This is a genomic window from Marinobacter sp. V032 (assembly GCF_052645435.1).
Map to the genome: position 1 here is coordinate 2,247,492 of NZ_JBQXYE010000001.1, position 24,983 is coordinate 2,272,474.

24 protein-coding genes and 3 tRNA genes are annotated in these 24,983 nt (G+C 54.1%); 23 read left to right on the forward strand and 4 right to left on the reverse strand.

All coding sequences use genetic code 11. The annotated features are described in order from the left end of the window. The first annotated feature begins 188 nt into the window (after positions 1 to 188). The 11 genes from ruvB (at position 189) to nadA (ending at position 8,490) form a co-directional block, all read left to right on the forward strand. Entirely contained in the window at positions 189 to 1,208 is a 1,020-nt protein-coding gene (ruvB, locus tag ACUN9X_RS10260; protein ID WP_260035296.1) for a Holliday junction branch migration DNA helicase RuvB, read from the forward strand. Further along, positions 1,208 to 1,639, forward strand: a complete 432-nt coding sequence (gene ybgC / locus ACUN9X_RS10265; RefSeq protein ID WP_445472984.1) for a tol-pal system-associated acyl-CoA thioesterase — start codon at positions 1,208 to 1,210, stop codon at positions 1,637 to 1,639. The genes ruvB and ybgC overlap by 1 nt, the downstream gene beginning before the upstream one ends. Before the next feature lie 61 nt (positions 1,640 to 1,700). Beyond that, positions 1,701 to 2,393: a protein TolQ gene (gene tolQ, locus ACUN9X_RS10270; protein WP_260035299.1), complete on the forward strand. Its 693-nt coding sequence runs from the start codon at positions 1,701 to 1,703 to the stop codon at positions 2,391 to 2,393. Positions 2,394 to 2,411: 18 nt separating this feature from the next. Next, a complete protein-coding gene (tolR, locus tag ACUN9X_RS10275) occupies positions 2,412 to 2,852 on the forward strand; it encodes a protein TolR (protein ID WP_260035301.1) in 441 nt (146 codons plus the stop codon). Positions 2,853 to 2,858: 6 nt separating this feature from the next. Further along, entirely contained in the window at positions 2,859 to 3,908 is a 1,050-nt protein-coding gene (tolA, locus tag ACUN9X_RS10280; protein WP_445472985.1) for a cell envelope integrity protein TolA, read from the forward strand. 88 nt (positions 3,909 to 3,996) lie between these two features. Further along, on the forward strand, positions 3,997 to 5,289 hold the full coding sequence (gene tolB / locus ACUN9X_RS10285) for a Tol-Pal system beta propeller repeat protein TolB (protein WP_260035304.1): 1,293 nt from the start codon (positions 3,997 to 3,999) through the stop codon (positions 5,287 to 5,289). A 79-nt stretch (positions 5,290 to 5,368) separates the two neighbouring features. Next, entirely contained in the window at positions 5,369 to 5,935 is a 567-nt protein-coding gene (gene pal, locus ACUN9X_RS10290) for a peptidoglycan-associated lipoprotein Pal (protein ID WP_260035305.1), read from the forward strand. A 13-nt stretch (positions 5,936 to 5,948) separates the two neighbouring features. Next, positions 5,949 to 6,719 (forward strand): tol-pal system protein YbgF, encoded by a 771-nt coding sequence (gene ybgF / locus ACUN9X_RS10295; RefSeq protein ID WP_260035306.1) that lies wholly within the window; start codon positions 5,949 to 5,951, stop codon positions 6,717 to 6,719. 139 nt (positions 6,720 to 6,858) lie between these two features. Beyond that, positions 6,859 to 6,934 (forward strand) — tRNA-Lys (locus tag ACUN9X_RS10300). Positions 6,935 to 6,999: 65 nt separating this feature from the next. Beyond that, positions 7,000 to 7,075, forward strand: a tRNA-Lys gene (locus tag ACUN9X_RS10305). Between the two features lie 353 nt (positions 7,076 to 7,428). Next, entirely contained in the window at positions 7,429 to 8,490 is a 1,062-nt protein-coding gene (nadA, locus tag ACUN9X_RS10310) for a quinolinate synthase NadA (RefSeq protein WP_445472986.1), read from the forward strand. Positions 8,491 to 8,556: 66 nt separating this feature from the next. Here nadA and ACUN9X_RS10315 read toward each other — a convergent pair whose 3' ends face one another. Continuing rightward, positions 8,557 to 10,050 carry a beta-barrel assembly-enhancing protease gene (locus ACUN9X_RS10315; protein WP_445472987.1) on the reverse strand — a complete coding sequence of 498 codons (1,494 nt, stop codon included), beginning with the start codon at positions 10,048 to 10,050 and terminating at the stop codon, positions 8,557 to 8,559. A gap of 151 nt (positions 10,051 to 10,201) precedes the next feature. Here ACUN9X_RS10315 and ACUN9X_RS10320 point away from each other — a divergent pair, with 151 nt between their 5' ends. Together ACUN9X_RS10320 and ACUN9X_RS10325 are read left to right on the forward strand one after the other, a co-directional pair. Continuing rightward, on the forward strand, positions 10,202 to 10,435 hold the full coding sequence (locus tag ACUN9X_RS10320; RefSeq protein WP_260035311.1) for a sulfurtransferase TusA family protein: 234 nt from the start codon (positions 10,202 to 10,204) through the stop codon (positions 10,433 to 10,435). A gap of 13 nt (positions 10,436 to 10,448) precedes the next feature. Further along, on the forward strand, positions 10,449 to 11,528 hold the full coding sequence (locus ACUN9X_RS10325) for an AI-2E family transporter (RefSeq protein ID WP_445472988.1): 1,080 nt from the start codon (positions 10,449 to 10,451) through the stop codon (positions 11,526 to 11,528). A 49-nt stretch (positions 11,529 to 11,577) separates the two neighbouring features. Here the strand turns inward: ACUN9X_RS10325 and ACUN9X_RS10330 are convergent, their stop codons facing one another. Then, entirely contained in the window at positions 11,578 to 12,048 is a 471-nt protein-coding gene (locus tag ACUN9X_RS10330) for a peroxiredoxin (protein ID WP_260035313.1), read from the reverse strand. Between the two features lie 117 nt (positions 12,049 to 12,165). Between ACUN9X_RS10330 and dapA the strand changes: the two genes are divergently transcribed. The 6 genes from dapA (at position 12,166) to ACUN9X_RS10360 (ending at position 17,075) form a co-directional block, all read left to right on the forward strand. Then, positions 12,166 to 13,041, forward strand: coding sequence for a 4-hydroxy-tetrahydrodipicolinate synthase (gene dapA, locus ACUN9X_RS10335; protein WP_260035315.1), 876 nt, complete (start codon positions 12,166 to 12,168; stop codon positions 13,039 to 13,041). Between the two features lie 68 nt (positions 13,042 to 13,109). Further along, complete coding sequence (bamC, locus tag ACUN9X_RS10340) at positions 13,110 to 14,168, forward strand: outer membrane protein assembly factor BamC (RefSeq protein WP_260035316.1); 1,059 nt, start codon at positions 13,110 to 13,112, stop codon at positions 14,166 to 14,168. A gap of 55 nt (positions 14,169 to 14,223) precedes the next feature. Then, positions 14,224 to 14,937, forward strand: a complete 714-nt coding sequence (gene purC / locus ACUN9X_RS10345) for a phosphoribosylaminoimidazolesuccinocarboxamide synthase (RefSeq protein WP_445472989.1) — start codon at positions 14,224 to 14,226, stop codon at positions 14,935 to 14,937. A gap of 61 nt (positions 14,938 to 14,998) precedes the next feature. Then, the gene (locus tag ACUN9X_RS10350; protein WP_260035320.1) at positions 14,999 to 15,733 is read left to right on the forward strand and encodes a TIGR04219 family outer membrane beta-barrel protein; all 735 of its coding nucleotides are present in this window, start codon (positions 14,999 to 15,001) and stop codon (positions 15,731 to 15,733) included. Between the two features lie 170 nt (positions 15,734 to 15,903). Continuing rightward, complete coding sequence (locus ACUN9X_RS10355) at positions 15,904 to 16,911, forward strand: NAD-dependent epimerase (protein ID WP_260035321.1); 1,008 nt, start codon at positions 15,904 to 15,906, stop codon at positions 16,909 to 16,911. A gap of 87 nt (positions 16,912 to 16,998) precedes the next feature. Next, positions 16,999 to 17,075, forward strand: a tRNA-Val gene (locus ACUN9X_RS10360). 72 nt (positions 17,076 to 17,147) lie between these two features. Here ACUN9X_RS10360 and ACUN9X_RS10365 read toward each other — a convergent pair. Beyond that, the gene (locus ACUN9X_RS10365) at positions 17,148 to 18,083 is read right to left on the reverse strand and encodes a DMT family transporter (protein ID WP_445472990.1); all 936 of its coding nucleotides are present in this window, start codon (positions 18,081 to 18,083) and stop codon (positions 17,148 to 17,150) included. Positions 18,084 to 18,294: 211 nt separating this feature from the next. On the opposite strand from ACUN9X_RS10365, the gene ACUN9X_RS10370 reads away from it, so the two are divergent. Together ACUN9X_RS10370 and ACUN9X_RS10375 are read left to right on the forward strand one after the other, a co-directional pair. After that, positions 18,295 to 19,083 (forward strand): enoyl-CoA hydratase-related protein, encoded by a 789-nt coding sequence (locus ACUN9X_RS10370; protein WP_445472991.1) that lies wholly within the window; start codon positions 18,295 to 18,297, stop codon positions 19,081 to 19,083. Positions 19,084 to 19,108: 25 nt separating this feature from the next. Next, positions 19,109 to 19,522, forward strand: a complete 414-nt coding sequence (locus ACUN9X_RS10375) for a helix-turn-helix domain-containing protein (protein ID WP_260035424.1) — start codon at positions 19,109 to 19,111, stop codon at positions 19,520 to 19,522. Here ACUN9X_RS10375 and galU read toward each other — a convergent pair. Further along, the gene (gene galU, locus ACUN9X_RS10380) at positions 19,511 to 20,398 is read right to left on the reverse strand and encodes a UTP--glucose-1-phosphate uridylyltransferase GalU (RefSeq protein ID WP_260035425.1); all 888 of its coding nucleotides are present in this window, start codon (positions 20,396 to 20,398) and stop codon (positions 19,511 to 19,513) included. The genes ACUN9X_RS10375 and galU overlap by 12 nt on opposite strands. Positions 20,399 to 21,301: 903 nt before the next feature. Here galU and ACUN9X_RS10385 point away from each other — a divergent pair. Then, positions 21,302 to 23,011, forward strand: coding sequence for a ShlB/FhaC/HecB family hemolysin secretion/activation protein (locus tag ACUN9X_RS10385; protein WP_445472992.1), 1,710 nt, complete (start codon positions 21,302 to 21,304; stop codon positions 23,009 to 23,011). 380 nt (positions 23,012 to 23,391) lie between these two features. After that, the gene (locus tag ACUN9X_RS10390) at positions 23,392 to 24,951 is read left to right on the forward strand and encodes a glucan biosynthesis protein G (RefSeq protein WP_445472993.1); all 1,560 of its coding nucleotides are present in this window, start codon (positions 23,392 to 23,394) and stop codon (positions 24,949 to 24,951) included. Positions 24,952 to 24,983: the final 32 nt, after the last annotated feature.

Genomic DNA, 24,983 nt, shown 5'->3' on the forward strand with positions numbered 1-24,983 from the left:
TTCACCGCCTAAGCCCATGTCCCAAAAGGGCGGGTTTGAACCTGCCTATCATTAATGTCTTAATGGAATCTGTCCAGAGCGTAACGTGACAGTGGGCATTGCGTTTGTAAAATGAACGTCAATTGAGTCCGAACGCGTCGCAACGGAGTACAGATTGATAAACAACAGGATCTCCGCGAACCCATATCATGATTGAATCTGACCGCCTGATTTCGCCGCAGACCAGCGGGTATGAAGATGTACAGGATCGTGCCATTCGCCCGACGCTGCTCAGTGAGTATGTGGGTCAGCCAACAGTTCGCGAGCAAATGGAGATTTTCATCTCTGCCGCTCGCGGCCGGAACGAAGCGCTTGATCATGTGCTTATCTTCGGTCCTCCCGGGCTTGGTAAAACCACGCTTGCCAATATCGTTGCCAATGAAATGGGCGTTGCGATCAAAACGACCTCAGGGCCGGTACTGGAAAAAGCGGGCGATCTGGCTGCCATGCTCACCAATCTGGAAGAGGGTGATGTCCTTTTCATAGACGAAATCCACCGCCTGAATGCCGTCGTTGAGGAAGTGCTCTATCCGGCGATGGAGGACTATCAGCTCGATATCATGATCGGAGACGGTCCGGCAGCGCGCTCTATCAAGCTTGATTTGCCACCGTTTACTCTGGTTGGTGCAACGACACGAGCAGGCCTCTTAACGTCGCCGCTAAGGGATCGTTTTGGGATTGTTCAGCGCCTGGAGTTCTATAACACCAAGGACCTTACCCACATCGTCCAGCGCTCGGCAAAACTGCTGTCTGTTCAACTGCACGAGGGGGGCGCTGTCGAAATTGCGCGTCGCTCGCGGGGCACGCCTCGAATTGCGAACCGCTTGCTTCGCCGCGTGCGGGATTACGCAGAGGTGAAGGCGGATGGTGTGATTACTGCTGAAGTAGCCGATCAGGCGCTGAATATGTTGAAAGTAGATAATCAGGGTTTTGATCATATGGATCGGCGGTTGTTGTTGGCGCTGATAGAGAAGTTCGGTGGCGGCCCTGTCGGCGTCGAAAGTCTTGCTGCAGCGATCAGTGAAGAGCGAGGCACAATTGAAGATGTGATCGAGCCTTTCCTGATCCAGCAGGGGTATATGATCCGTACGCCGCGTGGGCGCATGGTGACCTCTCACGCTTATCTCCACTTCGGCGTGACTCCGCCTGAATCCGGGGGGGATGCGTAATGGGCATCGAGATGGATAGTATCTTCAGATTGCCGGTGCGGGTTTATATCGAAGACACAGACGCTGGCGGCATCGTGTTTCATGCCAAATACCTGCACTTTATGGAAAGGGCCCGCACTGAATGGGTGCGATCACGGGGTGTGGCGCTGCGTAGCGGTCTGGAAGAAAACATCAGTTACGTGGTTCAGAAACTGGGGATTCACTATCGAAAAGCCGGCAAACTGGATGACCAATTGTTGGTCACCGCGGAGCTGACCGCTATTGGCCGGGTGTGGATGACATTTCGTCAGGAGGTTATCCGCCAGTCAGACAACGAATTATTGGCCAGCGCCGATGTAAAAGTGGCATGCGTTGCGCTTGATACCGGTCGTCCGAGAGCGTTGCCGCAAGCCATGTCCGCTTTGGCAGCAACGGAACAGAACAATCATTAATTGAGCATTGAATAAAAACGGGCCGGTTGGTTGCCCTCAATACATAGATCAGGAGTGAAACGTGGAGTCACAACTGTCGGTTTGGAGTCTCATTGCTAACGCCAGTCTATTGGTGCAGCTGGTTATGCTGTTGCTGGTGTCGGCATCGGTGATGTCCTGGGGGCTGATTTTTCAGCGTTTGCAGGTCTTCAAAAAAGCACGGAAGTCCCAGTTGGCATTCGAGGAGCAATTCTGGTCGGGGATGGATCTGGGCCAGCTCTATCGCGATGTGACCAGCAATCCAACTCCCCATAGCGGGATGGAATCGGTATTTCGTGCCGGCTTCCGCGAGTTTTCCCGTTTGCGTCAGCAAAGTCAGGATGCGGATGCGGTCATGGAAGGATCCCAGCGGGCAATGCGGGTTGCGCTGTCTAGAGAGCAGGAGCGGCTGGAAGCCCATCTTCCGTTTCTCGCGACTGTTGGGTCCACCAGTCCCTATGTCGGCCTGTTTGGCACTGTCTGGGGCATCATGAACTCTTTCCGTGGCTTGGCACAGGTTCAGCAAGCTACCCTGGCAACCGTTGCTCCGGGGATCTCGGAAGCACTGATTGCAACTGCTATGGGTCTTTTTGCTGCGATACCGGCTGTTATTGCGTACAACCGTTTCGCGGCACGTTCAGACGCCCTGCTGAAAAACTATGAAACCTTTGCCGAAGAGTTTTCCAGCATCCTGCATCGCAGGGTCCACACTGGCGAAAAAGGGCGCGCAGCCTGATTGGCTGACGGAGGTGTTATGAAAGGTATGGGAATATCGCAACATCCGCGCCGCAAGCCGATGGCTGATATCAACGTGGTGCCCTATATCGACGTCATGCTGGTACTGCTGATTATCTTTATGGTCACAGCGCCGATGATGACACAGGGCGTCAAGGTCGATCTGCCTGAAACAACATCGGACCCGATTGCGGCGCAAAAGAACGTCGAGCCGATCATTGTATCGGTGGACTCCAATGGCGCGTACTACATGGAAGTCGGTGAAAAGGACTCAAAGCCGTTGCCGCTGGCAAAATTGAGCGAGCAGATCGGCAAAGTGCTGTCGACCCGAACCCAGCGTGACGTGCTTGTGCGTGGGGATTCGAACGTCGATTACGGAACAGTGGTGCGCCTGATGGCAACATTGCAGGCCGCTGGTGCTTCAAGTGTGGGTTTGATTACCGAGGAGCCTCAGGGTTAATCGCTTGTGACGGATAACATACGCGAGTCCAACAGTAACGAGGTCCGGCCCCCCTGGCGCAAGCCAGTTGTGTTGTCGGCGCTGCTTCATGCCGCCATCTTTTTCTTCGCACTGGTGGGATGGAGCTGGTCCAATCCGACTCACGAGCCGCCGCCGAGAAGTATATCGGCCCGTCTGATCATGCCGGAAAAAACGCAACCTGAGCCGGCAGTGAAGCCCAAGCCTGAGCCGGAAAAGGCGCAACCGGAAAAAAAGCCGGACGAAGAGAAACAGAAGGAGCTTGAGCGGCAAGAGCAGGAGCGCAAAGCCGCTGAGGCGGAACAGAAACGCGAAGAAGAGCGTAAAAAGGCGCTTGTTCGCGAGAAAGAGAAAAAGGCGGAAGCTGAAGCAAAAGCCAAAGAGGCGGCCAAAATAAAGGCCGAGGCAGAAGCTGCGGCTGCAGCGAAGCGAAAAGCCGAAAAAGAGAAAGCAGCAGCCGAAGAGAAGCGCAAAGCTGAAGAGCGGCGCAAGGCTGAAGAGCAGCGTAAAGCGGAAGAAAAAAGGAAAGCAGAAGAAAAGAGGCAGGCTGAAGAGAAGCGTAAACAGGAAGAGGCTGAACGTAAGCGAAAAGAGCAGGAAGAAGCCAAGCGTCGTGAGCAGGAGCGCAAGAAGCGGGAAGAGCAGCTAGCAGCCCTGGCCTCACAATCAAAACAGGATCAGGCGTTGGCGGAACAGCGAAGAGCTGAGCAGGCCGCGGCATCAAAAGCGCGGGATGCGCGGATGCAGTCAGAGAGTGAAAAATACGAAGGGCTGATCCGGGACAAGGTCGGGGCAAACTGGTTCATACCGTCCTCTGCTCAGCCGGGTCTGGTCGCAACCCTGGAAATCACGCTTCTACCGACAGGTGAGCTGGTATCGGTGAAAGTGACCAAGAGCAGTGGCAACAGTGCGTTTGATAACTCTGCACTGAGTGCGGTGAGGGGGATCAGCCGATTCCCGGTGCCGGATGACGCGGATGTGTTTAATCGGTATTTTCGAACCTTCTCGCTTCAGTTCGATCCAAAGACGCTTAAATAACATCGGGCATGATGCACGGTGTACTTGTTGACGACAGTATTCGATCAGCTTGAAACGGACTACAACGGACTAAAACAAGGTGCCAACAATGATGCGTGCTTTTTTGACCCTGGTATTGGCGGGTGTCCTGGCCATGCCCGCACAGGCCGAACTACTGATTCGAATCACTGAAGGGGCAGATAATGCGCTTCCGGTGGCCGTCGTACCCTTTGGTGAATCCGGCGGCATCAGTGGGGATGAAGACATCGCCCAGATCGTGCGTGATGACCTGGCCATGAGTGGTGAGTTTGCGCCGCTGGCAACGGACAAGATGCTGAGTCTGCCTTCAAAGGGAGATGATGTTTATTACCGGGACTGGCGCCTGCTGGGCCAAAAATACCTGCTGGTAGGGCAGTTGAGTCCGGCGAACGGCGGAAAGGACGTTAAAGCGCAGTTCGAGCTGTTTGATGTCAATCAGGAAAAGCGCATCCTGGGCGCAACTGCCACGGTGTCGGCGAAAAATCTTCGCACTCTGGGGCACCACATCAGCGATCGGGTATACGAAGCCATCACCGGCACCAAAGGCATCTTCTCGACTCGTATTGCCTATATCACGCTGGATATGGAAGACGGCAAGCGCATCTACCGTCTGAACGTCAGTGATGTGGACGGTAAGCGATCGCAAGTGCGCCTGAAGACCGACGAACCGATTCTTTCTCCAGCCTGGGCTCCGGATGGCAAGAGACTGGCTTATGTCTCTTTCGAGACAGGGCGGCCGGCAATCTATATTCACGAACTGTCGACAGGCAAGCGCAACAAAATCGCCCAGTTTCCGGGGCTCAACTCTGCGCCAGCATTCTCGCCAGATGGAAAGTCGCTATTGCTGACGCTCTCGCGGGACGGCAACGCAGAAATCTACAAAATGGATATCGCCAGCCGCAAGCTGACGCGAATGACAGATCACTGGGCTATCGATACCGAGCCAAGCTGGGCGCCTGACGGCGAAAGTTTCGTTTTCACATCTGATCGCTCCGGTGGGCCACAGGTATATCGAATGGATGCAAATGGCGGTGATCTCAAGCGACTGACCTTTGGCAGCCGTTACAATGCCCGTCCGCGTTACAGCGCTGATGGCAAAAACATCTTCTATGTTCATCAGCGCGATTCAGCGTTTCATATCGCGCGGATGAACGTCGATTCCGGTGATGAGTCAATCCTCACCCGGACCCAACTGGACGAGTCACCCAGCGTGGCTCCCAATGGGCGTCTTTTGATTTACGCGACCCAGCAAGGAAGCAATAGCGTGCTGGCAGTCGTTTCAGCCGATGGGGGTTCCACCTACACGTTGCCGTCACGTTTCGGCGATGTGCGGGAGCCTGCATGGTCGCCCTTTGTCAATTGACGTAAAACCTGTAACTCTAAGCGCTTGAAATATTTGTAAGTCACTATTTGTAAGTCACTACATAACCAAGGAAATTAAAATGACTCGTACCTTTCCAAAACTTATTGCACTGATGTTTGCTCTGGGCGTTATGGCAGGTTGTAGTTCAACGGGTGAAACTCAGGAAGAAGGCGCCTACGGCTCTGATGTCTCTGCAGTCGATCAGGAAGGCGGCAGTGAAGTATACGGTGGCGACGGATCCAGCGGCGTATCGTCTTCAGACATGACAGCTGAAGAGCGCGCTCAGGAATCGGCTCAGGCTGAAGCAGCCGCCATGCGTAAAATCACAACGTTCTACTTCGATTTCGATACCTCTGAAATCAAGTCAGAATCACGTGACGTGCTGGTTGCACACGCCAAGTTCCTGTCAGAAAACCCTAACCGTTCAATTCGTTTGGAAGGTCATGGTGACGAGCGCGGTACCAAGGAATATAACCTTGCACTGGGCGAGCGTCGTGCCAAAGCTGTTGAGCGTTTCCTGATCGTTAATGGCGCGTCGCGCGACCAGATCGAAACCATCAGCTACGGTGAAGAAAAGCCTGCGGTAATGGGTCAGGGCGAGAGCGTCTGGGCACAGAACCGTCGTGTAGAATTGATCTACCAATAAGATGTGAGGCCCCATGAGACAGATCCTCATGGCGACTGTGGCGCTATCGCTTTGCGGTAGCGCCCTGGCGCAATCAACTGTACCTGCATACCAGAACGCCGGCTCTCAGGCCAGAACGCAGTCCGCTTCGGGCCAGGGCAATGCCGAGTTGTTTTTCATGATTGAGCAACTGCAACAGGAAGTTCGCAAGCTCAATGGTGTAGTCGAAGAGCAAAAGCACAAGCTGGATCGACTGACCCGACAATCGAAAGAACGCTACATCGACCTGGATCAGCGTATTCTGGAGCTTTCCCGCAACCAGCCGGCGACTGACAGTTCTGGCGCATCTGCTAGTGGAGCTGCTGCCGAGCCGTCAAAGTCGGGCGGTTCAAAAGGCACCACCAAAATTCGCGAATATCGTGCACCTTCAGACAAAGAAAGGGCTGCATATGATGAAATCCAGACCCTGATTCGCGAGAAAAAGGACTATGATGGCGCGATCGATCGAATTTACAGCTTTATTTCCGAGTATCCGGAAGGCGACCTGACAGTTAATGCTTATTACTGGCTGGGTGAGGTCTACCTGGTAAAACCTCAACTGGAGCAGGCTAAACAGGCGTTTTCCATTGTGGCATCCCGGTTCGGTGATCATCGTAAAGCGCCTGACGCGCTCTACAAGCTGGGTGTGACGGAAGATCGACTCGGCGATAAGGCGGCTGCCCGCAAAACGCTGGAGTCCGTGTCTGAGCGCTACGGCGACAGTAACGCTTCTAAGCTGGCAAGTGAGTACCTGACAAAGCTCTGATTCAGTTTTCGATAGTACGGATTTTGGTCAATAGACCGGTGTTTTGGTTGAATCGTGATCAATGCTGAATTGATTCGACTTTTGCCTTTAAAAAGGGCTTGCCAAGCCTCAAAAAATCCGTACCATATGCGCCTCGTTTGGGTCGTTAGCTCAGTTGGTAGAGCAGTTGGCTTTTAACCAATTGGTCGATGGTTCGAATCCATCACGACCCACCACCGAACGAAAACAGAGCAGGATATGTTGATTCTGGTCTGATACGGCGAAAGCCGGCGACAGCATTGGGTCGTTAGCTCAGTTGGTAGAGCAGTTGGCTTTTAACCAATTGGTCGATGGTTCGAATCCATCACGACCCACCAAATATGCCATCCGTCGCGGTGGTCGGAACTGCACTCAGAGGCAGTTCTGCAGTAAAGGGAGCCAGCAGGCTCCCTTTTTTGTTTCTGGCGATTTTATAGGGTGTGGTCGCATGTATATGCGCCGCACCCGGATGGCGATTTGATAGGGGTTGGCGGTCTGTGCAGGTCTTATCAACAGCCGCGACTCTCGTTATTGTGGCTGCGCTGAGGGCGAAATCAGTATCCTTGGGGTGGTAAAATCCTGTCATCGCCCTTATAACGCGTTATATAAGCTATAGGTCAGTTGTCGGTCGTCATGCCTTTATGCGGCTCGATGCGGGTAGTGACCTGATATCCGGGAGAGATGAAACCTCATGACCAAGGCTCAAGACAGAATTCTGGTACAGGAACATCTGGCTCACGAGTCGGAGCCGCGCGCACTGAGCGGTGACGAACGCGATCATCTGGAAGCCCAGATCAAGCAGGAGCTCAAGGCGCGCGATGCCGTGCTGGTAGCGCATTACTATACCGATCCGGAGATTCAGCGCCTGGCTGAAGAGACCGGCGGCTGCGTGGCTGACTCGCTTGAAATGGCCCGATTCAGTAATCAGCACCCGGCGACTACCGTGGTAGTTGCCGGCGTCAAGTTTATGGGCGAAACCGCAAAAATACTCAATCCTGAAAAAACCGTCCTGATGCCAACGCTGGAAGCGACCTGTTCGCTCGACATTGGCTGCCCGCCAGACGAGTTTGCCGCCTTTTGTGATACGCATCCGGATCGCACTGTCGTGGTCTATGCCAACACCTCAGCGGCAGTCAAGGCGCGGGCTGACTGGGTTGTGACATCCAGCTGCGCGCAAGCCATTGTTGAGCATCTGGATGCGCAGGGTGAGAAAATTCTCTGGGCGCCGGATAAGCACCTCGGGCGCTACATCGAGAAAACCACCGGTGCCGACATGCTGCTCTGGGATGGGTCCTGCATCGTTCACGAAGAGTTCAAGTCCCGTGGCGTCGAAGACCTGAAAGCACTTTATCCGGATGCGGCGGTACTGGTTCACCCCGAGTCACCTGAGTCGGTCGTGGATGTTGCGGATGTCGTGGGATCAACTTCCCAGTTGATTCACGCTGTCCAGACCATGCCCAATCAGCATTTTATTGTGGCGACCGACAACGGCATCTTCTACAAGATGCAGCAGCTTGCGCCGAACAAGACGCTGATCGAAGCACCAACGGCAGGCAGTGGTGCAACCTGTCGCAGCTGCGCTCATTGTCCCTGGATGGCGATGAATGGCCTGGAGAATCTGTTGCAGGTACTGCAGAAGGGTGATCAGGAGATTCTGGTTACGCCTGAGCTGCGGGAACTGGCGCTTAAGCCGCTGCGCAGAATGCTGGATTTCACCGCAAACATGAACCTCAAGGCCGCCGGCAACGCCTGACCTTCTCTTCAGCGCCCTTCACCGGCGGATATTTGAGTGGGCTCAGGTCTTCGCGTGTGAATGGGGTTATTGTTGTCGCTGCTGCTCCAGAGCTTTGGTTACCTGCGTGAGCCGCTGGGTCACGATCTCCCGCACAGGCGTGCCCGGCGGTACCTTGTTCAAGGCTTCTCTGAGTTGCCGTCCTGCAGCTTCAAGATCACCCATCAGAATGTCGTATTCCGCCCGCGCCCGGTGCACGCCGACGATATCCCGTGCAAGACCTTCGGCATCCGAGAGGTTGAGCCACAAGTTAACGTAACTCGGGAAGCGCTGTGTTAGCTGACCGAAAAGCTCGGCGGCCTGACGGCCATTGCCCGCTTCGTAGTGCGCAGTCGCCAGGGCATAGGTAATCGGATAGTTTCGGGGGTTGCGGCTCAGCGCCTTGCTCATCAGTTCGATGGCCTGATCATACTGCTTACGCTTGGTCAGCACGTCTGCCAGGGTCACCTGGTAGGTAATTCGTCCGGGGTTTTCACGCAGCAAGGCTTCGATAATGCTCTGGGCTGCCTCGATTTTACCCGCCTCAAGGTTTGCGACCGCTACGCCATAGCGGATAGCGGCGTCCGGCGTGCCGGAGGTGTTGCTGTCCAGCATCGCCTGCAGGGACTCTGCGGCCTGTTCGGCTGATTGTGCATAGTGAACCTGAAGTCTTGCCCTGACGAGATGGTATTCCAGCTCGTCACCATTTTTTTTCACCGGATATTGATTGGCCCGGCTACGGGAGTCCGAGACCCGGCTCTGGGTCAGTGGGTGAGTCGAGAGGTATTCTGGCGGCTGCCCCCCTTGCAGGCGGTTCTGGCGCATCATGATTTCAAACATTTCGGGCATGCCATGAGGGTCCAGGCCCGCGTCCGCCATGATATCTATGCCAACCCGGTCGGCTTCCTGCTCGTTTGACCGGCTGTACTGCAGCATGTTCTGAATGGCGAGCGCTTGAGTACCCGCGATCGCGGCAATACCAACGTCGGATTTGGTCACAGCGGACAGGATAATACCCGCCAACATCCCGGCGATGGTCATCGGTGTGCTGGTTTGCTGTTGCTCCAGTCGGCGGGCAAAGTGTCGCTGGCTCAAGTGCGCAAGCTCGTGGGCCAGTACCGACGCAAACTGCTGTTCGGTGTTGGCGTTAAGGAACAGGCCGCCGTTTACTCCGATAATGCCACCGGGAACGGCAAATGCGTTGATCTCCGGACTATCGATAACAACAAGGCTCAGGTCCCGATTCTGCAACGGCGCATAGGGCACCAGGCGGTAGACCATGCTGCCGAGGTAATCGACGACGAGCGGGTCCTCAATTTGCTGTGTTGATCTGCGCAGCGACTGCATCACCTGTCGCCCGATAGCCGCTTCCTGCTGCTCGGAAATCAGCCCGCCACCGACGCCGCCAAGCGAGGGCAAGTCAGTATCCGCAGCCTGCAGGGGAAAGGCGGTCGCGAGCCCGAAAAGCAGACTCGCCGAAAAGTGCAGAACCCGGGTGATGTATTTCCGCGTTTTCTTACGGTATGGAGAGGCGTGGCGCATAACGGGCCTGATATACTCCTGCGGGCTAAAGAGCCGATGAATTCAAGGCGACAGGCCGGAATTCTCTGATGAAGCCTGGTTGCAGTGTAACGCACGCTGGCTCTTTTCGGATGATGACACATTGAAAAGATTGGGTAAAAATTACCGTAATATGAACACAATAACGATTGATACCTGCGGTATGCGCTGCCCCATGCCTCTTTTGAAAACCAAATTGCAGCTTAACGAGATGAAGCCCGGTGATCAGCTTGAGGTCGTGTCAGATGATCCGGGATCAGCCCGGGATATTCCTGCATACCTTAATTTAACAGTGCATGAGCTCGAGCAGGCGGATGAGTCCGAGGGTCTGTTCCGGTTTCTGATACGCTGTGGCGATTCGCACTAAACGGAGTTTGTTGATGGTCAGAATTATTCGGGGCCTTGCCCATAAATACTTTTCGGATGATGAAGCCGTCATTCTTTTCCTGCTTCTCATTCTGGGAACCCTGGGCATTATCTGGCTTGGTCATATGTTGGCGCCGGTTATTGCAGCGATCATCATCGCCTTTATTCTTCAGGGGCTGGTCACCCGGTTGACCCATAGTGGCGTTCCGGAAGGCGCATCGATTATTCTCGTTTTCCTTCTGTTTATTGGCATTCTGGTCGGCTTTATCCTGGGGATGATGCCTTTGCTTTGGGTGCAGCTGACATCGCTTGCGAGCGAAGCGCCCCGCATGTTCGGCATACTGCAGACTTACCTTGAACTGTTGCCGCAGGAGTATCCGAATCTTATTTCTATCCAGTCCATTGACAGCGTTTACACCCAGGTCACCGGAGAGGTTGCCAACTTTACGCAGTGGCTGGTGTCTTTCTCGCTCTCGAGTATTCCCGATATCGTCGCGTTGCTGATTTATCTGGTATTGCTGCCGATTCTTGTTTTCTTCTTCCTGAAGGATCGTCGCAAACTGATTGGCGCGCTGGCTGCCACGCTGCCGCAACAACGCCCGATGATGCAGCGCATCTGGCATGAGGTGAATCTTCAATGTGCGAATTATGTCCGTGGTAAGGCTGTGGAGATACTGATTGTCGGCGGGGCAACCTTTATCTGTTTTCGGGTAATGGGGTTGCCATACGCGGCGCTGCTGTCATTGCTGGTTGGGCTGTCAGTTGTTATTCCCTACATTGGCGCAGCGGTTGTTACGGTGCCTGTGGCTATTATCGGGTTGTTTGCGTTTGGCTGGACCAGTCATTACATCTGGCTGATGGTGATTTACGGCATCATCCAGGCGCTCGATGGGAACGTGCTTGTTCCCTTGCTCTTCTCCGAAGTGAACAACCTTCATCCGGTTGTGATCATCATTGCGGTGTTGTTTTTTGGTGGTATCTGGGGGTTGTGGGGCGTTTTCTTTGCGATCCCGCTGGCTACCATGCTGAAAGCGGTTTTTTCAGCGTGGCCAGTACGGCACGACGCCGAGTTGCCTCGCGTAGAGCAGGGCTAGATTCCGGACCAAGCAAGAGCGCAGTTCGCGCTCTTGCTTGGTGGCAGTTTTACAGTGCGCGTACTGCTTCTAGCACTTCGTCTACGTGACCTTTGACTTTCACGCCCCGCCACTCTTTGCGCAGAATGCCGTCCTTGTCGATGATGAAGGTGCTCCGTTCAACGCCGAGGCTTTCTTTGCCGTACATTTTTTTTAGCTTGATGACGTCAAACAACTTGCAGAGTTCCTCTTCCTTGTCGGAAAGCAGGTCAAAGTTAAACGCCTGCTTGGCTTTGAAGTTCTCGTGAGATTTGATGCCGTCACGAGAGACGCCGAGGATGACAGTGTCTTCTGATTCGAATGCCGCGTGATTGTCTCTGAAGTCCTGACCTTCAGTGGTGCAGCCAGGTGTGCTGTCTTTCGGATAGAAATAAATTACGACGTTTTGTTTGCCCTTGAAGTCGGACAGGCTGATATTTTTGTCGCCAGTAGCCGGCAAACTGAATTCAGGTACAGGCTTGTCTAGTGCAACGCTGGACATGGCTAATCCTCTTTGTTGGTTGGGTTTCCGTTAAAAGTCGGTCATGAGGTCATACAGAATGGTTGTTTCGGTTCGCACCCGCAATTACCATTACCGTTTTACCCGAACGGAGTTCTTATGATCACTGGCAGTCTTGTCGCTCTGGTTACCCCGATGCATCCGGACGGGAGTGTCCACTGGACGCAATTGGACACTCTGATTGATTTCCATATCGAGAATGGAACTCACGGCATTGTAGCGGTAGGCACCACAGGTGAATCCTCTACGCTCGATCCGGAAGAGCATTGTGGGGTTATTGAGCATATTATCAAACGGGTCAGTGGTCGTATTTCGGTGATCGCAGGTACCGGCGGTAATTCGACCCGTGAAGCGATTGAGCTGACGACGGCCGCTCACAAGCTGGGTGCCGATGCCGCATTGCTTGTTGTTCCCTATTACAACAAGCCCACGCAGGAAGGGCTGTATCAGCATTTCAAAACCATCGCAGAAGCCGTTCCTATCGACCAGATTCTTTACAATGTGCCGGGCCGCACAGCCTGCGACATGATGAATGAAACCGTTGAACGGTTGGCAGATGTGCCTAATATCATCGGGATCAAGGATGCCACCGGTAATATTCCCCGCGGCGAAGAGTTGATTCGCATGGTTGAGGGTCGGATGGCGGTATATTCGGGTGATGATGCGACCGCAGCGGACCTGATGTTGCTGGGTGGCAAAGGTAACGTGTCGGTCACGGCAAACGTTGCACCGCGCGGTATGGCTGATTTGTGTGAGGCCGCTATTGCTGGTGATCGCGAGCGGGTCGAGGCAATCAATGAAAAGCTGATGCCGCTTCATCGCAAGCTGTTCCTCGAGGCCAACCCCATACCCGTTAAATGGGCCCTAAAGCGCATGGGCCTGATTGGTGAAGGCATACGGCTGCCGCTCACACCGCTTGATGCGCGATTCCACGGGGAAGTAGAAGAAGCGTTGGTTAGCGCCGGCGCTCTTTGATTTTCCGGCAAAAGGCTTTCCAACAACAAGGTATCCAGGGGGCGCTTCGTTCGCCCCGGAGACGTTTGATGGCAGTAAATAAACACCGGGTGCGTTCGGTCTCAGGCGTGCTGATTCTTGGCGTCCTTGCGGGCTGTAGTCTGGTCCATGATCGGTCTGAAGAATATCGCAAGGCACCCACGGGCACGACGGTAAAGGTGCCGGACTTTCAGGATAGCAGCCGTATTCAGCCCACCTACAGTGTGCCTGAAGCAAAGGCTGGTGATGCGGTCTCGACAGGGGAATTCGAAATTCCCAGACCGCCGGATATGACCTCCGAAATCCTCGATCAGAACTATGTTATTGAAGAATTGGGCGGGCAGGCCTGGCTCTTGGTCAACGAGGTTCCGGGTCGCGTTTGGCCTGTTGTATCGTCTTATCTGACAGACCGTGGTCTCGGCGTCGCGCGTGACAATCCTCAGATTGGCCTGATGCAATCGGAAATTGCAGACTACAGCCAGCGTGCGCGCACGTTGCTTGATCTCACGATTGAAGACCCAACTGTTGGCAAGACCATTGTCCAGGCGAGGGTATCGCCTGGTGTCCGTCGCAAAACAACCGAGATTCAGTTCCGGCTTCGTAAGGTGGACTCGACACCGGACGCGATGCTGCAGTGGCCGTCACAGACTTCGGTTATCGATCGGGAAAAGGCCCTGTTGGGAGATCTCGCAGAGTATTTGAAGGAACGCGAGAACACCAAGTCATACTCGCGTGCGGCTCTTAGCATCCCCAGTGCGCCCAAGGTGAAGCTGATTTCGGGTCAAAGCGCTGAGCCTCACATCGAGATGGATCTGTCGCTCGACCGTTCGTGGTCCGAAGTGAATCGTGCGCTGTCAGATGCCGATGTTCCAGTAGTGGATATTGATCGCAGCGCAGGGCAGTTCTACGTCGATTTCCGAACCGAGGAAGAGCTTGAACCAGGTTGGTTCAGCTGGTTCGCTGATCCGCCAAAGCCTGAATACACCTACCTGGTGACGATTCGCCAGCAGGGCAACAGCGTTTGGCTGACCACGCAAACCTCACCGGATTATGATGGCGATGACCGGTCGGCCCGTTTGCTGGCACGACTATTCGAGCACCTGTATTAATTGACAAAGCGCGGGTGGCGCTTTGAGCGTGCCACTTGCCCACCGGAGACGAACAATGGAAAAGCGCGAAGCGCTCTACGCGGGTAAGGCGAAGTCCGTATACCGTACCGATGATCCAAACCGCTTTGTGCTGGTTTTTCGTGACGATACATCGGCGTTTGACGGCGAAAAAATGGAGCAGCTGGCTCGCAAGGGCATGGTGAATAACTGCTTTAACGCATTCATCATGGGCAAGCTGGAAGAGGCCGGAATCCCGACGCATTTTGTTGAGAAGCTCTCGCCGACTGAATCCCTCGTCAAAAAGCTCGATATGAAGCCGGTGGAATGTGTCATCCGGAATTATGCTGCGGGCAGTTTGTGCCGCCGCCTTGGTGTTGAAGAGGGCCAAGCTCTCAACCCGCCAACCTTCGAACTGTTCCTCAAGGATGATGCACTGCATGACCCGATGATCAACGAATCACTTGCCGTCACATTTGGCTGGGCCAGCGCAGATGACCTTGCAACCATGAAGTCCCTCACCTATAGAGTAAACGAGGTACTTAAAACCTTGTTTGATGATGCGGGAATGTTGCTCGTGGATTACAAGCTTGAGTTCGGGCTCTCCGACGGTCAGATTGTGCTGGGCGATGAGTTCAGTCCTGATGGTTGCCGTATCTGGGACAAGGAAACGCGCAAGAAGATGGACAAAGACCGGTTCCGCCAGGGGCTCGGTTCCGTTATCGAAACCTATGAGGAAGTCGGCAGTCGCCTTGGTATCAAGTTCGACTAGACTGTCACCACAAGAAAGAGAGGGTCAGTGATGGCTGGCCCGCCAACAACAGGTGAAAGCCATGCGCAAAATTGCAATTGTTATGCTCGGTGGTCTGACCTGCCTGAGCCCTTATGCAGCAGCGGATGTTCTGGGTCTTGGGGCCAACATCGGTTACTGGGATGTTAATAGTTCCGGTACAGCAAGCAATAATGATTCGGTTGTCGATGTTGATGATGATCTTGATCTGAGCGGCGACAGCAATGTGAACCTCACCGCTATTTTCGAACATCCAATCCCGATCATTCCAAATTTTCGTCTGAATTACACGTCGATCTCCCAGAGTGGTAACGGTCAACTGACAACCGGCTATGACAACCTGCCCGCCGGTGCTCCTGTCCGTTCGGAACTGGATCTCGATCAGATCGACCTGACAATGTATTACGAGTTGTTGGACAACTGGGTCAACCTGGATGCGGGCCTGACTGTGCGCAGTCTTGATGGAAAGCTAACCGTGAAGGAGAGGACTGGAACTCTCACGGCCAGCAAAACGGAAGTGGATGCCATTCTTCCGCTGCTCTACGCAGCTGCACGCTTTGATCTTCCGCTGACAGGACTTTCGGTCGGCGCTGAAGGCAGTGGTATAACCTATTCAGACGACACCCTGTTTGATGTATCAGCGTACGCTCAGTTCGATATTTCTATCGTGCGCCTTCAGGCAGGTTACCGCCAGATGACAGTTGATTACGAAGACGGCGATGACGCATTGGATGTTGATATCGCCGGCCCCTACGCCAGTGTCGGTCTGGATTTCTGAGGCAGATAACAGGAAATTCCGGACATTCGGTTGTTTCGGTATCAATAAAAGAGCGCCTTTGTGCGCTCTTTTTTTTATGTTTTCTGTAAAATGACTTTATCTGCAACCGGATCTGGTTGCCCAGCGTTTGATGACAACCGTTGCGCTGACACGACACAGGGAGATTTAACTTGAAGATTCTGGTCACCGGAACTGCCGGCTTTATTGGTTCTACACTTGCTTTGCGCCTGCTGGCCCGCGGCGACGAAGTCATTGGTGTCGATGACGTCAACGACTATTACGACGTTAACCTGAAAGAAGCGCGTCTGGCGCGTTTGACCTGTCAGGCCGGGTTCACAGAAGTGCGTCAGGACGTGGCTGACCGAGAGGCCATGGCGGAGGTTTTCCGCGTGCATAAGCCCGAGCGTGTCGTGCATCTTGCGGCGCAGGCCGGTGTCCGGTACTCAATTGAAAACCCGAACGCCTATGTTGATGCCAACCTGGTCGGCTTCATGAATATTCTGGAAGGCTGCCGCCATAACAAAGTGAAGCACCTGGTCTATGCTTCCAGCAGTTCGGTTTACGGTGCCAATGAAGCCATGCCATTTTCGGTCCACGACAATGTCGACCATCCGCTGAGCCTTTATGCAGCTTCGAAAAAGGCTAACGAGCTGATGGCGCACACATACAGTCATCTCTACGATTTACCGACAACCGGTTTGCGGTTCTTTACTGTTTACGGCCCTTGGGGCCGTCCTGACATGGCGTTGTTTATCTTTACCCGCAAGATCCTGGCGGGCGAACCGATCGATGTTTTCAACCACGGCCAGCACAGACGCGACTTCACCTATATTGATGATATCGTTGAGGGGGTTATCCGCACGCTCGACAAGGTCGCCTCACCGAATACAGAGTGGACCGGCGAACGTCCGGATCCGGGCACGAGCAAGGCGCCTTACCGGATCTACAACATCGGCAGCAATAATCCGGTGGAACTGTCCCGGTTTATCGAGATCATCGAAGAGCGTGTTGGTAAAAAGGCGGTAAAGAACATGCTGCCACTGCAGGCAGGGGATGTGCCCGCAACCTACGCCGATGTCGATGCGCTGATCGATGATGTCGGGTATAAACCCGCCACTTCGGTCGAAGACGGGATTGCGCGTTTTGTAGACTGGTATCGCGAGTTTTACGAGGTATAAAGGGCCAGGGGCCGGAAAACTGAATCTTCGGGAAAAAACTGGTTGACCGCTCCCTCGGGGATCAGTATATTTCGTCCCCGTTGACGGAGGACCATAGCTCAGTTGGTTAGAGCGCTACCTTGACATGGTAGAGGTCGGCAGTTCGAATCTGCCTGGTCCTACCAATCTAACGTCAACTAAAAGAGTCACTTAGAGCGTAAGCCGAGTGGCTTTTTTTGTGCCCTCAAGAAAGTCCTCTAGCGCCCTCTGAGCAGTTTCCGGACAGAGCTCCACCGATTGATCAGCAATGAGCCGAAAATAAGTGAGCAGCCTCCCAGCTGTGTTGCTGACATGGACTCACCGAACCAGCCGGCCGCAAACAATGCGACCCACACCGGCTCCAGTACGAGAATTACCACCCCGTGGCTGTTGGTTGAGAGGCTCTGAGCGTAGGTCTGAAGCAGAAAGCGCCCGGCGGTGCCGACAACGGCGCTGGCAATGACCCAGCCCGCGAGCACCGCCGAAAAACCGCTCAGGGTCGGGTGCCATGGCTCCCTGAAGGATGACGCCAGTAGCGTTACACCGCCGACCGTTAACAGGGCTATCGCAGTGAGCGCCAGTGCCGGGAGCCTCTCTCGGTGACGCTCGGTTCCGTCAGACAGCACATAGGTGCGGCTGTTGGCTGCATGGGTGTTGAGCGTGAAGTACAGCGCGAAGATAGCGGCTGCAATGACGAAGAACAGCTGACCTGGCTCCGGGCGAAATCCGTTTTTAAGCGAGAGCAATGCCAGCCCGGCGATAGCAACTGGCAGCGCAAGCCATGTGGACAATGGCTGGGCCTCCTTGAAGACAATGCGAGCAATTACCGGCACGAAGACCACGCCTAAACTCGTCAGGAACGCGCCTTCGCCGACATTGTCGGTCAGGAACAGTCCGGTTATCCAGCAGCTCATGGCAACGCCAAACACCAGACCAACGCGAATGCCCCGAAAGAGCTGTTCCGGTGTGAGTCGCATTAATTGCTTGCGTCCCGCGAGAGCAAGCAGGCTGCCAGCCAGCAAGAATCGAACGGCCATGAAGAGCAGCGGCGGCATCAGCAGCACGGCTTCTTTTGAAAAGATCCAGCTGATGGCTGCCAGAAGTGTAACAATGACCAAAAGGCCATCGGCCTTGCGCGCTTGACTACTCGACATACGGAGCGGTATTCCTGGGTTTAAAGCGGAGGGCTGCAAAGTCTAGCATGAGATGGTTAGGTGACGAACTAGTCCTTTAGGGTATAGCGTTTGATGGATTAACCGACGTGAGCTGCCGCAGAGAAGCGGGGGACGCTTGCCAGTATCCTGGCATTGCCAAAGCGATTTACAATCAGGTGTAATGATCGAGAACCATCAGCAGGAGTATCCATTGCCAGATCCCGACATGATCGCCTTCAGTGAGGACGGGCGAATTGCCACAATCAGCCTGGACAATGGTCAGTACGGTCATTGGTCACCGGATTTTACCGAAACGCTGGAAGTGGCGTTACGCACAGCAATGAAGGCTTCGGGTGTTAGGGCACTAATCCTGACTGGCGAGGCTGATAGTGTGTTTTCACATGGGCTTGCGCCTGACGTGTTTGCGGTTGGCAGCAAGGTAGAGGCGGCCGTTCTGGCCAGGCAGTGTGCCAAGACTTTTTCGCTGTTACGTCAGTTCAAAGGGGTTAGCATTGCCGCTATTAATGGCGACGTGTCGGACTTGGCGCTGGAGTGTGCCGTATGCTGCGATTTCCGGATCGCCGCTCATGACGCGATATTATCGATTTCACCAGGCCGTTACGGTTTGACTCCGCTGGCTGGCGCCACTCAACTGCTGCCCAGACTCATCGGGGAAGTCTGGGCGAAGCGGTTAATGCTGTGCGGAGAACGGATTGATGCAAAGCGGGCCCAGCACGTTGGCCTGGTTGACGAGGTAGCTGATCAGGAATCGGTTTACCCACTAGCGATTGAATGGGCCAAACGAACATTTGCCCACAGTCCTGATGCGACCCATGCGACCAAGCAATTGATTGAGCATGCGCGTATGAGGCCGCTGGAAACCGGTTTTGCGGCAGAGCGGGATTGGTTGAGCGCTGTTCTGGGCACGCCGGATCAGTTGGAAGGTGTTGCCGCGGTGCTGGAAAAACGTGATGCCCGATGGCAGAGCGACAAATCTTGAAGAATCAGACAGGGAGTGATCGGTGATGCGGTATATGAAGTCCTTTCATCGACGATTGAAGCACTTGCGTGACACCCGGCAGATGTCTGTGTCTGATGTTGCGCAGTTATGTGAGGTTGATGAGCGGCGGGTTGCCAGTTGGGAAAGTGATACCCCAAAGAACCGCAGCTACCCGGATATTGATGAATTGATGGATTTGTGTCTGAAGACGGAAACGCCGCTGGATGCATTGCTGGATTTTGAAGATGCGCCTGATGCTGGTCAGATGGAGTTGCCGGGGCTCACGTTCACCACGGACACTGATCTGACAAAGGCACTGGAAACGCTTGAGCGGGAAATGGACCGCCTGAAGCTAAATGAAGAAGAGGTCGAAATGCTGCGCCGGTTCCGCAAGGCAACCGCCGAGAACCGGCGCATGATCGTACAATTACTTGGCTGACTTAAGCTTTGCAGCAGGTTTGGCAGCCTTCGGCGCTTTGTCTTTGCCTGCTTTGTAAATGTGCTCGTAGACGTAATTGGTCGCGTCTACGAAGCCATCAATGCTACCGCAATCAAACCGCTTACCCTTGAACTGATACGCAATGACGCAGCCTTTGCGTGCCTGCTCCAGCAGAGCATCGGTGATCTGAACTTCACCATTTTTGCCAGGCTTGGTATTTTCAAGAATATCGAAAATATCCGGCGTCAGGATGTAGCGACCGATGATGGCAAGATTCGACGGCGCATCCTCCGGAGCCGGCTTCTCAACCATGTCAGTGATACGGTAGAGGCCGTCTTTCATTGTTTCGCCGGCGATCACGCCGTATTTGTGTGTTTCATTCGCAGGAACTTCTTCAATGGCGACGATAGAGCAGCGGAACTGATTGTACAGTGCCGTCATTTGGGCGAGTACGCCTTCGCCATCGGTATCCGCAACACAGAAGTCATCCGCCAATACAACCGCAAACGGATTATCGCCGACCAGATTGCGGCCGGTAAGAATGGCATGACCCAGGCCTTTCATTTCATTTTGACGGGTAAAGGCAAAGGTGTTGTTGTCAATCAAATCGCGGATCGATACGAGCAGCTCTTCTTTACCGGATCCGGCAATCTGTGTTTCCAGCTCATAGCTGATATCGAAGTGATCTTCGATGGCGCGTTTACCACGGCCGGTCACAAAGCCGAATTCGTGAATGCCTGCCTCCGCCGCTTCTTCTACGCCATACTGAACCAGAGGTTTGTTAACGATGGGCAGAATTTCCTTCGGCATCGCCTTGGTCGCCGGTAGAAACCGTGTACCGTAACCAGCAACGGGAAATAAGCACTTCCTGATCATGTGTATCGTCCTTTTTCTGAAAAATCTCAATTCCAGCGGATAAAGCGAATATCGGCTGCTGTTTCGAACAGTCAATGTCATCGCTGCACAAAGTCTGCCAAGTGTATCTAACCTCGCAGAACAAAGGGAGCGTACAGGGCCAACATGATCGTTTTGTCACGGTGCCCAAAAAAATATGTCGAATCGTTAAATCCGCTGACGCAGCCTGCATCCCTTTATGCCTGAATGCAGTAACGGCAGTGCTTTCAGAGTAGTGGGGGATTATAGCCTGAGCTTTGAAAAACGGCGCCGGCTCATGTGGATCGAAGGCGGAAATTGACAGAACTGTAACCGGTGGGCCGCCGATTCCATTCTTTCACCGGCTACTTTAATGGCGGAACAGGCGAGCGGGGACTGCTGACGTTTGCCCTTTTTGTGAGCATTTTGATGTGGCGTCGCGGGCTGCTTAAACGCGGACTTCAGTTATGCGTTTGTGTAATCGGTTCGTACGTTGCCGGATACATCGCGTTACCCGTGTGCCATTACGGTGCACAGCATCGGGCAGCGGCTTTTGCTGCGGTTCTGACAGGCGTGGTCTAAGGAGATCGGGTTAAGCCATTGCCGCGTCACCAGTTTCTCCCGGATCAAGAATTTGCTTTTGGTTCTATACGGAAGTTTCTGTTTTTATGAAAGATTAAATCTGTTAAAAAATGAAAACTACCTATGGATTGCCTATTCCTTGTCCACTATATTGCACACCACGAAAGATTTCCGCTGATGCCTTGAAGAGATTGGGTGATCTGTGTCGCGATAAGCGGCGTGTTGATTCGCGCTCATCGTGCTCGTGGTTCAAGGGTTCGCAGGAGAAGTCCAGGTTCCAACGGCTATCAATGCCGCCATTTTCCGGTTAGCAGGTTCCCGTTAATGTTGTTGAAGTCAGGCCTCCGCAAGGAGTGGGTGAGCATCGGGTTTACGCTACTTGGCAGTCTGCTGAGCGCAAACCTGTACGCGGTTGCCCAGTCGCCTGAGACTATTGAGTGGCAGCGCCAGACTGATATCTCCAGGCAGTTGTATAACCGCGATGTGCTCCCGGCTATCGATGAGACGGAAGCGTCACTCGCAGCTACCACAAAACCGGATTCCAGGCCCGCCGACTGGGTAGATCAATGGCCCAAGGGGCGCTGTGTCACGATCAAATCCTTTAACCTGCCGGGCCTGCTGTTGCTGCCAACGTCGATGGTTACCCAGGTGCAGTCACTGGTGCAGCCAAACTCGGGGCAATGTGTGGACCCTGAGCGGGTAAGTGGTATCACGCAAACAATCAACTCGCTTTTTGCCAGTCAAGGGTGGGGAACAACCCGTGCCTACGTGCCGGACAACGCCCTTCGAAATGGCACGCTCACCATGCGGGTTGAGCTTGGCGCGTCGAAAAGCCCCGCGGATGAGGCTATTAGCAACGCGGAGATCAAAACCAGTGGTCAGCGTTTGAGTCTGCTGGATTACGCACCGGACTACGATAGTCACGACATCGTCATCAACGATAGCGCGATCAGCGCCCCTGTCGACGCTGCACCCCAATCCAGTGCCCGTATCCATACGGTTCGCCGCCATTGGCTGGGGTCACGGTTTTCGCTGGCGGGTGAAAGTCAGAATATGTCGGACGAGCGCCGCGGTCATATTGATGTCATCGCCGATGATCTGGCGAGTGCCAATGATGCGCTCCAGTTCCAATACCGGCGCGCGTCGGCAAACCGGCTGGAGGCGCGTTCCCAAGGGTTCGGGTTCGATTACTCCTTTCCCTGGCGGAACAATGATTTCGCGATCAACTTCGAGCGTTATGACTACGAAGACACGGTCGTGGGTAGCGATCGCATCTACGAAGTGAGCGGTGATACCCGGGTAATCGATTTTTCCGGCCGCCGTACCTTGCTCGATTTCAACGGCACGCGTCTTGAGAGTCTCATGGGGCTGTCCACCAAGGAAAATAATTCCTTTGAGGACGGTTACCGGCTGGACAATTCCAGCAGGCAGTACACGATCATGCGCTTTGAAGGACGCCTGAGTCAGGATCTATGGCTGGATACGACGGCGGTCACCAGTCTTTCGGCAGAGCAGGGACTGGATGCATTTGGTGCCGGAGACAACGATATCCCCGAGTCGGATGGCACCTCTCAGTTCAGCAAATACACCTTCTATGGTTCGCTGAGTAAACCCGTCTGGTTGTGGACCTGGGGCTTGAGTGGACGTTATCAGTACACGCCGGACATTCTTCCGGGAAGTGAGAAAATGTTGATCGCCGGATCATCTCTCGTAAGCGGATTTGGCGGCCAGAGTCTCGTTGCCGGGCAGGGTGGATGGCTGCGATTCGATGCCAGTAGTCCGGCAGTGCCTTTCCCGTTGACCTCGACGCTCACGTCGGATGTGCGGCTCTCACTCCTCAAAGGTTGGGCACCCAATACCGAGGGCCAAAGCGATAACTATGGCAGCGCGAGTGCGGCCGAAGTCTCTCTCAGATTGACGGGGCAGCGCATGAGTGCAGGCCTGAGTGTGGGTAAAATGCTGGGCGCTTCCAGCGATGCGGCCTCACCCCCTGAGTTGCCCGACGTCAAGTTGTCTTTCTCTCTCGGTATCTGAAACAACGCCTGTGCCGGATCCATATCCGGCCGTTTTCCATCGCCTGCGAAGACAGGTCTTCCCCTCTGTTTTTTTGTGCCGACTTTGCCTATCGTAACTTGAGGCAGGTAGTTGTCGGATCACCTGAATTACTCGCCTTACACAGTTTTCACTTGATGCAATGCTCGTCCCGGGTGTTAAATTGTTGTTTCACATAGGATCTTCAAGCAAAGGAAATGTGTCATTCAAATCTCTTGATTCGGTTTGGTGCGCGTACCCTGTCGAGGCAATGCCGCTGTCCTTCTTTTTAAGCGTACCGAGGTGCAGAGGCGTCGTCTGAAGCATTCATAGCGTTTGATTTATCGCTGTGTAGATCCTGAAACGTCGGAGAAGGATAGTCCATGCTTTCAGTTCGCTCCCTCTGGAGTTCTGCTTTTACACCGGTAATCTGCGCGGGCCTGATGGTGTGCTCATCCGGTGTTGCCGCATTCGATTTCAACACAGTGATAGACAAGGCACAGTCGCTCTCCAAAAAAGCCTACGAAGCGCCCGAACAGGCCCCGCAGTTCTTGCGTGACCTGAGTTATAGCCAATACCACGATGTACGCTTCAAACCTGAGAGGAGTCTCTGGCGCGGGAGTAAATCCAGTTTCCAGGTCAAGATGATGCCGCCCGGCATGTACTACTCCCACGCTGTCACCATAAACGAGGTTGATAGCGAAGGTGTGAGGCCCGTTGTTTTTGACAAATCGGTGTTCAACTATCCCAGCCCGGCATTTGAAAAGCGTATTCCTGCTGATCTTGGCTATGCCGGCTTCAAGCTGACGTTTCCGATGAAAAGCGGCAAGAGTCGGGATGAATTCCTCATGTTTGCCGGGGCCAGTTATTTCCAGGGTATCGGGCGTGACAACGAGTTTGGAGTATCGGCACGTGGTATCGCACTGAATACCGGTCTGCCTTCAGGTGAAGAAGTACCTGCGTTTACCGAGTTCTGGCTTGAGCACCCGGCGGGCGACTCCAAATCAATGACCGTATACGGCTTGTTGGATGGGCCTAGTGTGACCGGCGCCTATCAGTTCCAGATTCACCCTGGGGACAGCACGCGTATTGATGTCACGGCCAAACTTTTCTTCCGCTCTGATATCGATTTGTTGGGCATGGCACCGCTCACCAGCATGTTCTACTACGGCGAAAACACCGTTAAGCCGAAAGGCGAATGGCGCCCTCAGGTTCATGATTCGGATGGCCTGCTTGTGCATGACGGCAAATCGGGAGAATGGCTGTGGCGACCGCTGATTAACCCACGCGATCTGCGCATGAGTTATCTCCAGACTGAAGATGTGCGCGGCTTTGGTTTCATGCAGCGCGACACGGATTTCGGCAAGTTCGAAGATCTGGAAGCCCGTTACGATAAAAGGCCAAGCGCCTGGGTCGAAGCCAAGGGTGACTGGGGCAAAGGGCAGGTCGTGCTGGTTGAAATTCCGACCCGCTCGGAGGTGAACGACAATATCGTGGCATTCTGGCGACCGGAAGGGCCGATCAAGGCGGGCGCGCAAATGGGGCTCGATTATTCGCTTACCTTTGGCGATGAAACGGTGGCGGGTCAGGAAACTGCTCACGCGGTGCGAACGTTTGTAGGTGACGGTGACCGTGTTGGGGGTGGTGATGTAGACGGCGCCTATCGGCTTATTGTCGACTTTACTGGCGGCGAACTGGATGACCTTACCGAGAAAAACGCAGTCGTGAGTAAAGTGACCGGGGGCAAAGGTGTCGAAGTATTGGAGCACTTTGTCGTCCGCAATCCGGAGGAGAATACCTGGCGTTTGTCGATGCTCGTCAAGCCGGCATCGAATCAGGTGATGTCGCTTCGCGCTTTCCTTAGCCTGGACAACAAACCGCTGACCGAAACCTGGAGTTATGAATTGCCACCCGGTTCGGATATTCGAGCCGATTCCGAGTGAACCGCCTCGTTAGCGAAGGCTAAGTCGATCGG

Bases quoted from the DNA above. Each gene is read 5' to 3' on its own strand.
- pal (WP_260035305.1), top strand. From the start codon at position 5,369: ATGACTCGTACCTTTCCAAAACTTATTGCACTGATGTTTGCTCTGGGC.
- ACUN9X_RS10325 (WP_445472988.1), top strand. From the start codon at position 10,449: ATGGTCAGAATTATTCGGGGCCTTGCCCATAAATACTTTTCGGATGAT.
- ACUN9X_RS10320 (WP_260035311.1), top strand. From the start codon at position 10,202: ATGAACACAATAACGATTGATACCTGCGGTATGCGCTGCCCCATGCCT.
- ybgC (WP_445472984.1), top strand. From the start codon at position 1,208: ATGGGCATCGAGATGGATAGTATCTTCAGATTGCCGGTGCGGGTTTAT.
- ACUN9X_RS10390 (WP_445472993.1), top strand. From the start codon at position 23,392: ATGCTTTCAGTTCGCTCCCTCTGGAGTTCTGCTTTTACACCGGTAATC.
- ACUN9X_RS10365 (WP_445472990.1), bottom strand. From the start codon at position 18,083: ATGTCGAGTAGTCAAGCGCGCAAGGCCGATGGCCTTTTGGTCATTGTT.
- ACUN9X_RS10385 (WP_445472992.1), top strand. From the start codon at position 21,302: ATGTTGTTGAAGTCAGGCCTCCGCAAGGAGTGGGTGAGCATCGGGTTT.
- galU (WP_260035425.1), bottom strand. From the start codon at position 20,398: ATGATCAGGAAGTGCTTATTTCCCGTTGCTGGTTACGGTACACGGTTT.
- ACUN9X_RS10350 (WP_260035320.1), top strand. From the start codon at position 14,999: ATGCGCAAAATTGCAATTGTTATGCTCGGTGGTCTGACCTGCCTGAGC.
- ACUN9X_RS10330 (WP_260035313.1), bottom strand. From the start codon at position 12,048: ATGTCCAGCGTTGCACTAGACAAGCCTGTACCTGAATTCAGTTTGCCG.
- dapA (WP_260035315.1), top strand. From the start codon at position 12,166: ATGATCACTGGCAGTCTTGTCGCTCTGGTTACCCCGATGCATCCGGAC.
- nadA (WP_445472986.1), top strand. From the start codon at position 7,429: ATGACCAAGGCTCAAGACAGAATTCTGGTACAGGAACATCTGGCTCAC.
- ruvB (WP_260035296.1), top strand. From the start codon at position 189: ATGATTGAATCTGACCGCCTGATTTCGCCGCAGACCAGCGGGTATGAA.
- ACUN9X_RS10375 (WP_260035424.1), top strand. From the start codon at position 19,109: ATGCGGTATATGAAGTCCTTTCATCGACGATTGAAGCACTTGCGTGAC.
- bamC (WP_260035316.1), top strand. From the start codon at position 13,110: ATGGCAGTAAATAAACACCGGGTGCGTTCGGTCTCAGGCGTGCTGATT.
- ybgF (WP_260035306.1), top strand. From the start codon at position 5,949: ATGAGACAGATCCTCATGGCGACTGTGGCGCTATCGCTTTGCGGTAGC.
- tolB (WP_260035304.1), top strand. From the start codon at position 3,997: ATGATGCGTGCTTTTTTGACCCTGGTATTGGCGGGTGTCCTGGCCATG.
- tolR (WP_260035301.1), top strand. From the start codon at position 2,412: ATGAAAGGTATGGGAATATCGCAACATCCGCGCCGCAAGCCGATGGCT.
- purC (WP_445472989.1), top strand. From the start codon at position 14,224: ATGGAAAAGCGCGAAGCGCTCTACGCGGGTAAGGCGAAGTCCGTATAC.
- ACUN9X_RS10315 (WP_445472987.1), bottom strand. From the start codon at position 10,050: ATGCGCCACGCCTCTCCATACCGTAAGAAAACGCGGAAATACATCACC.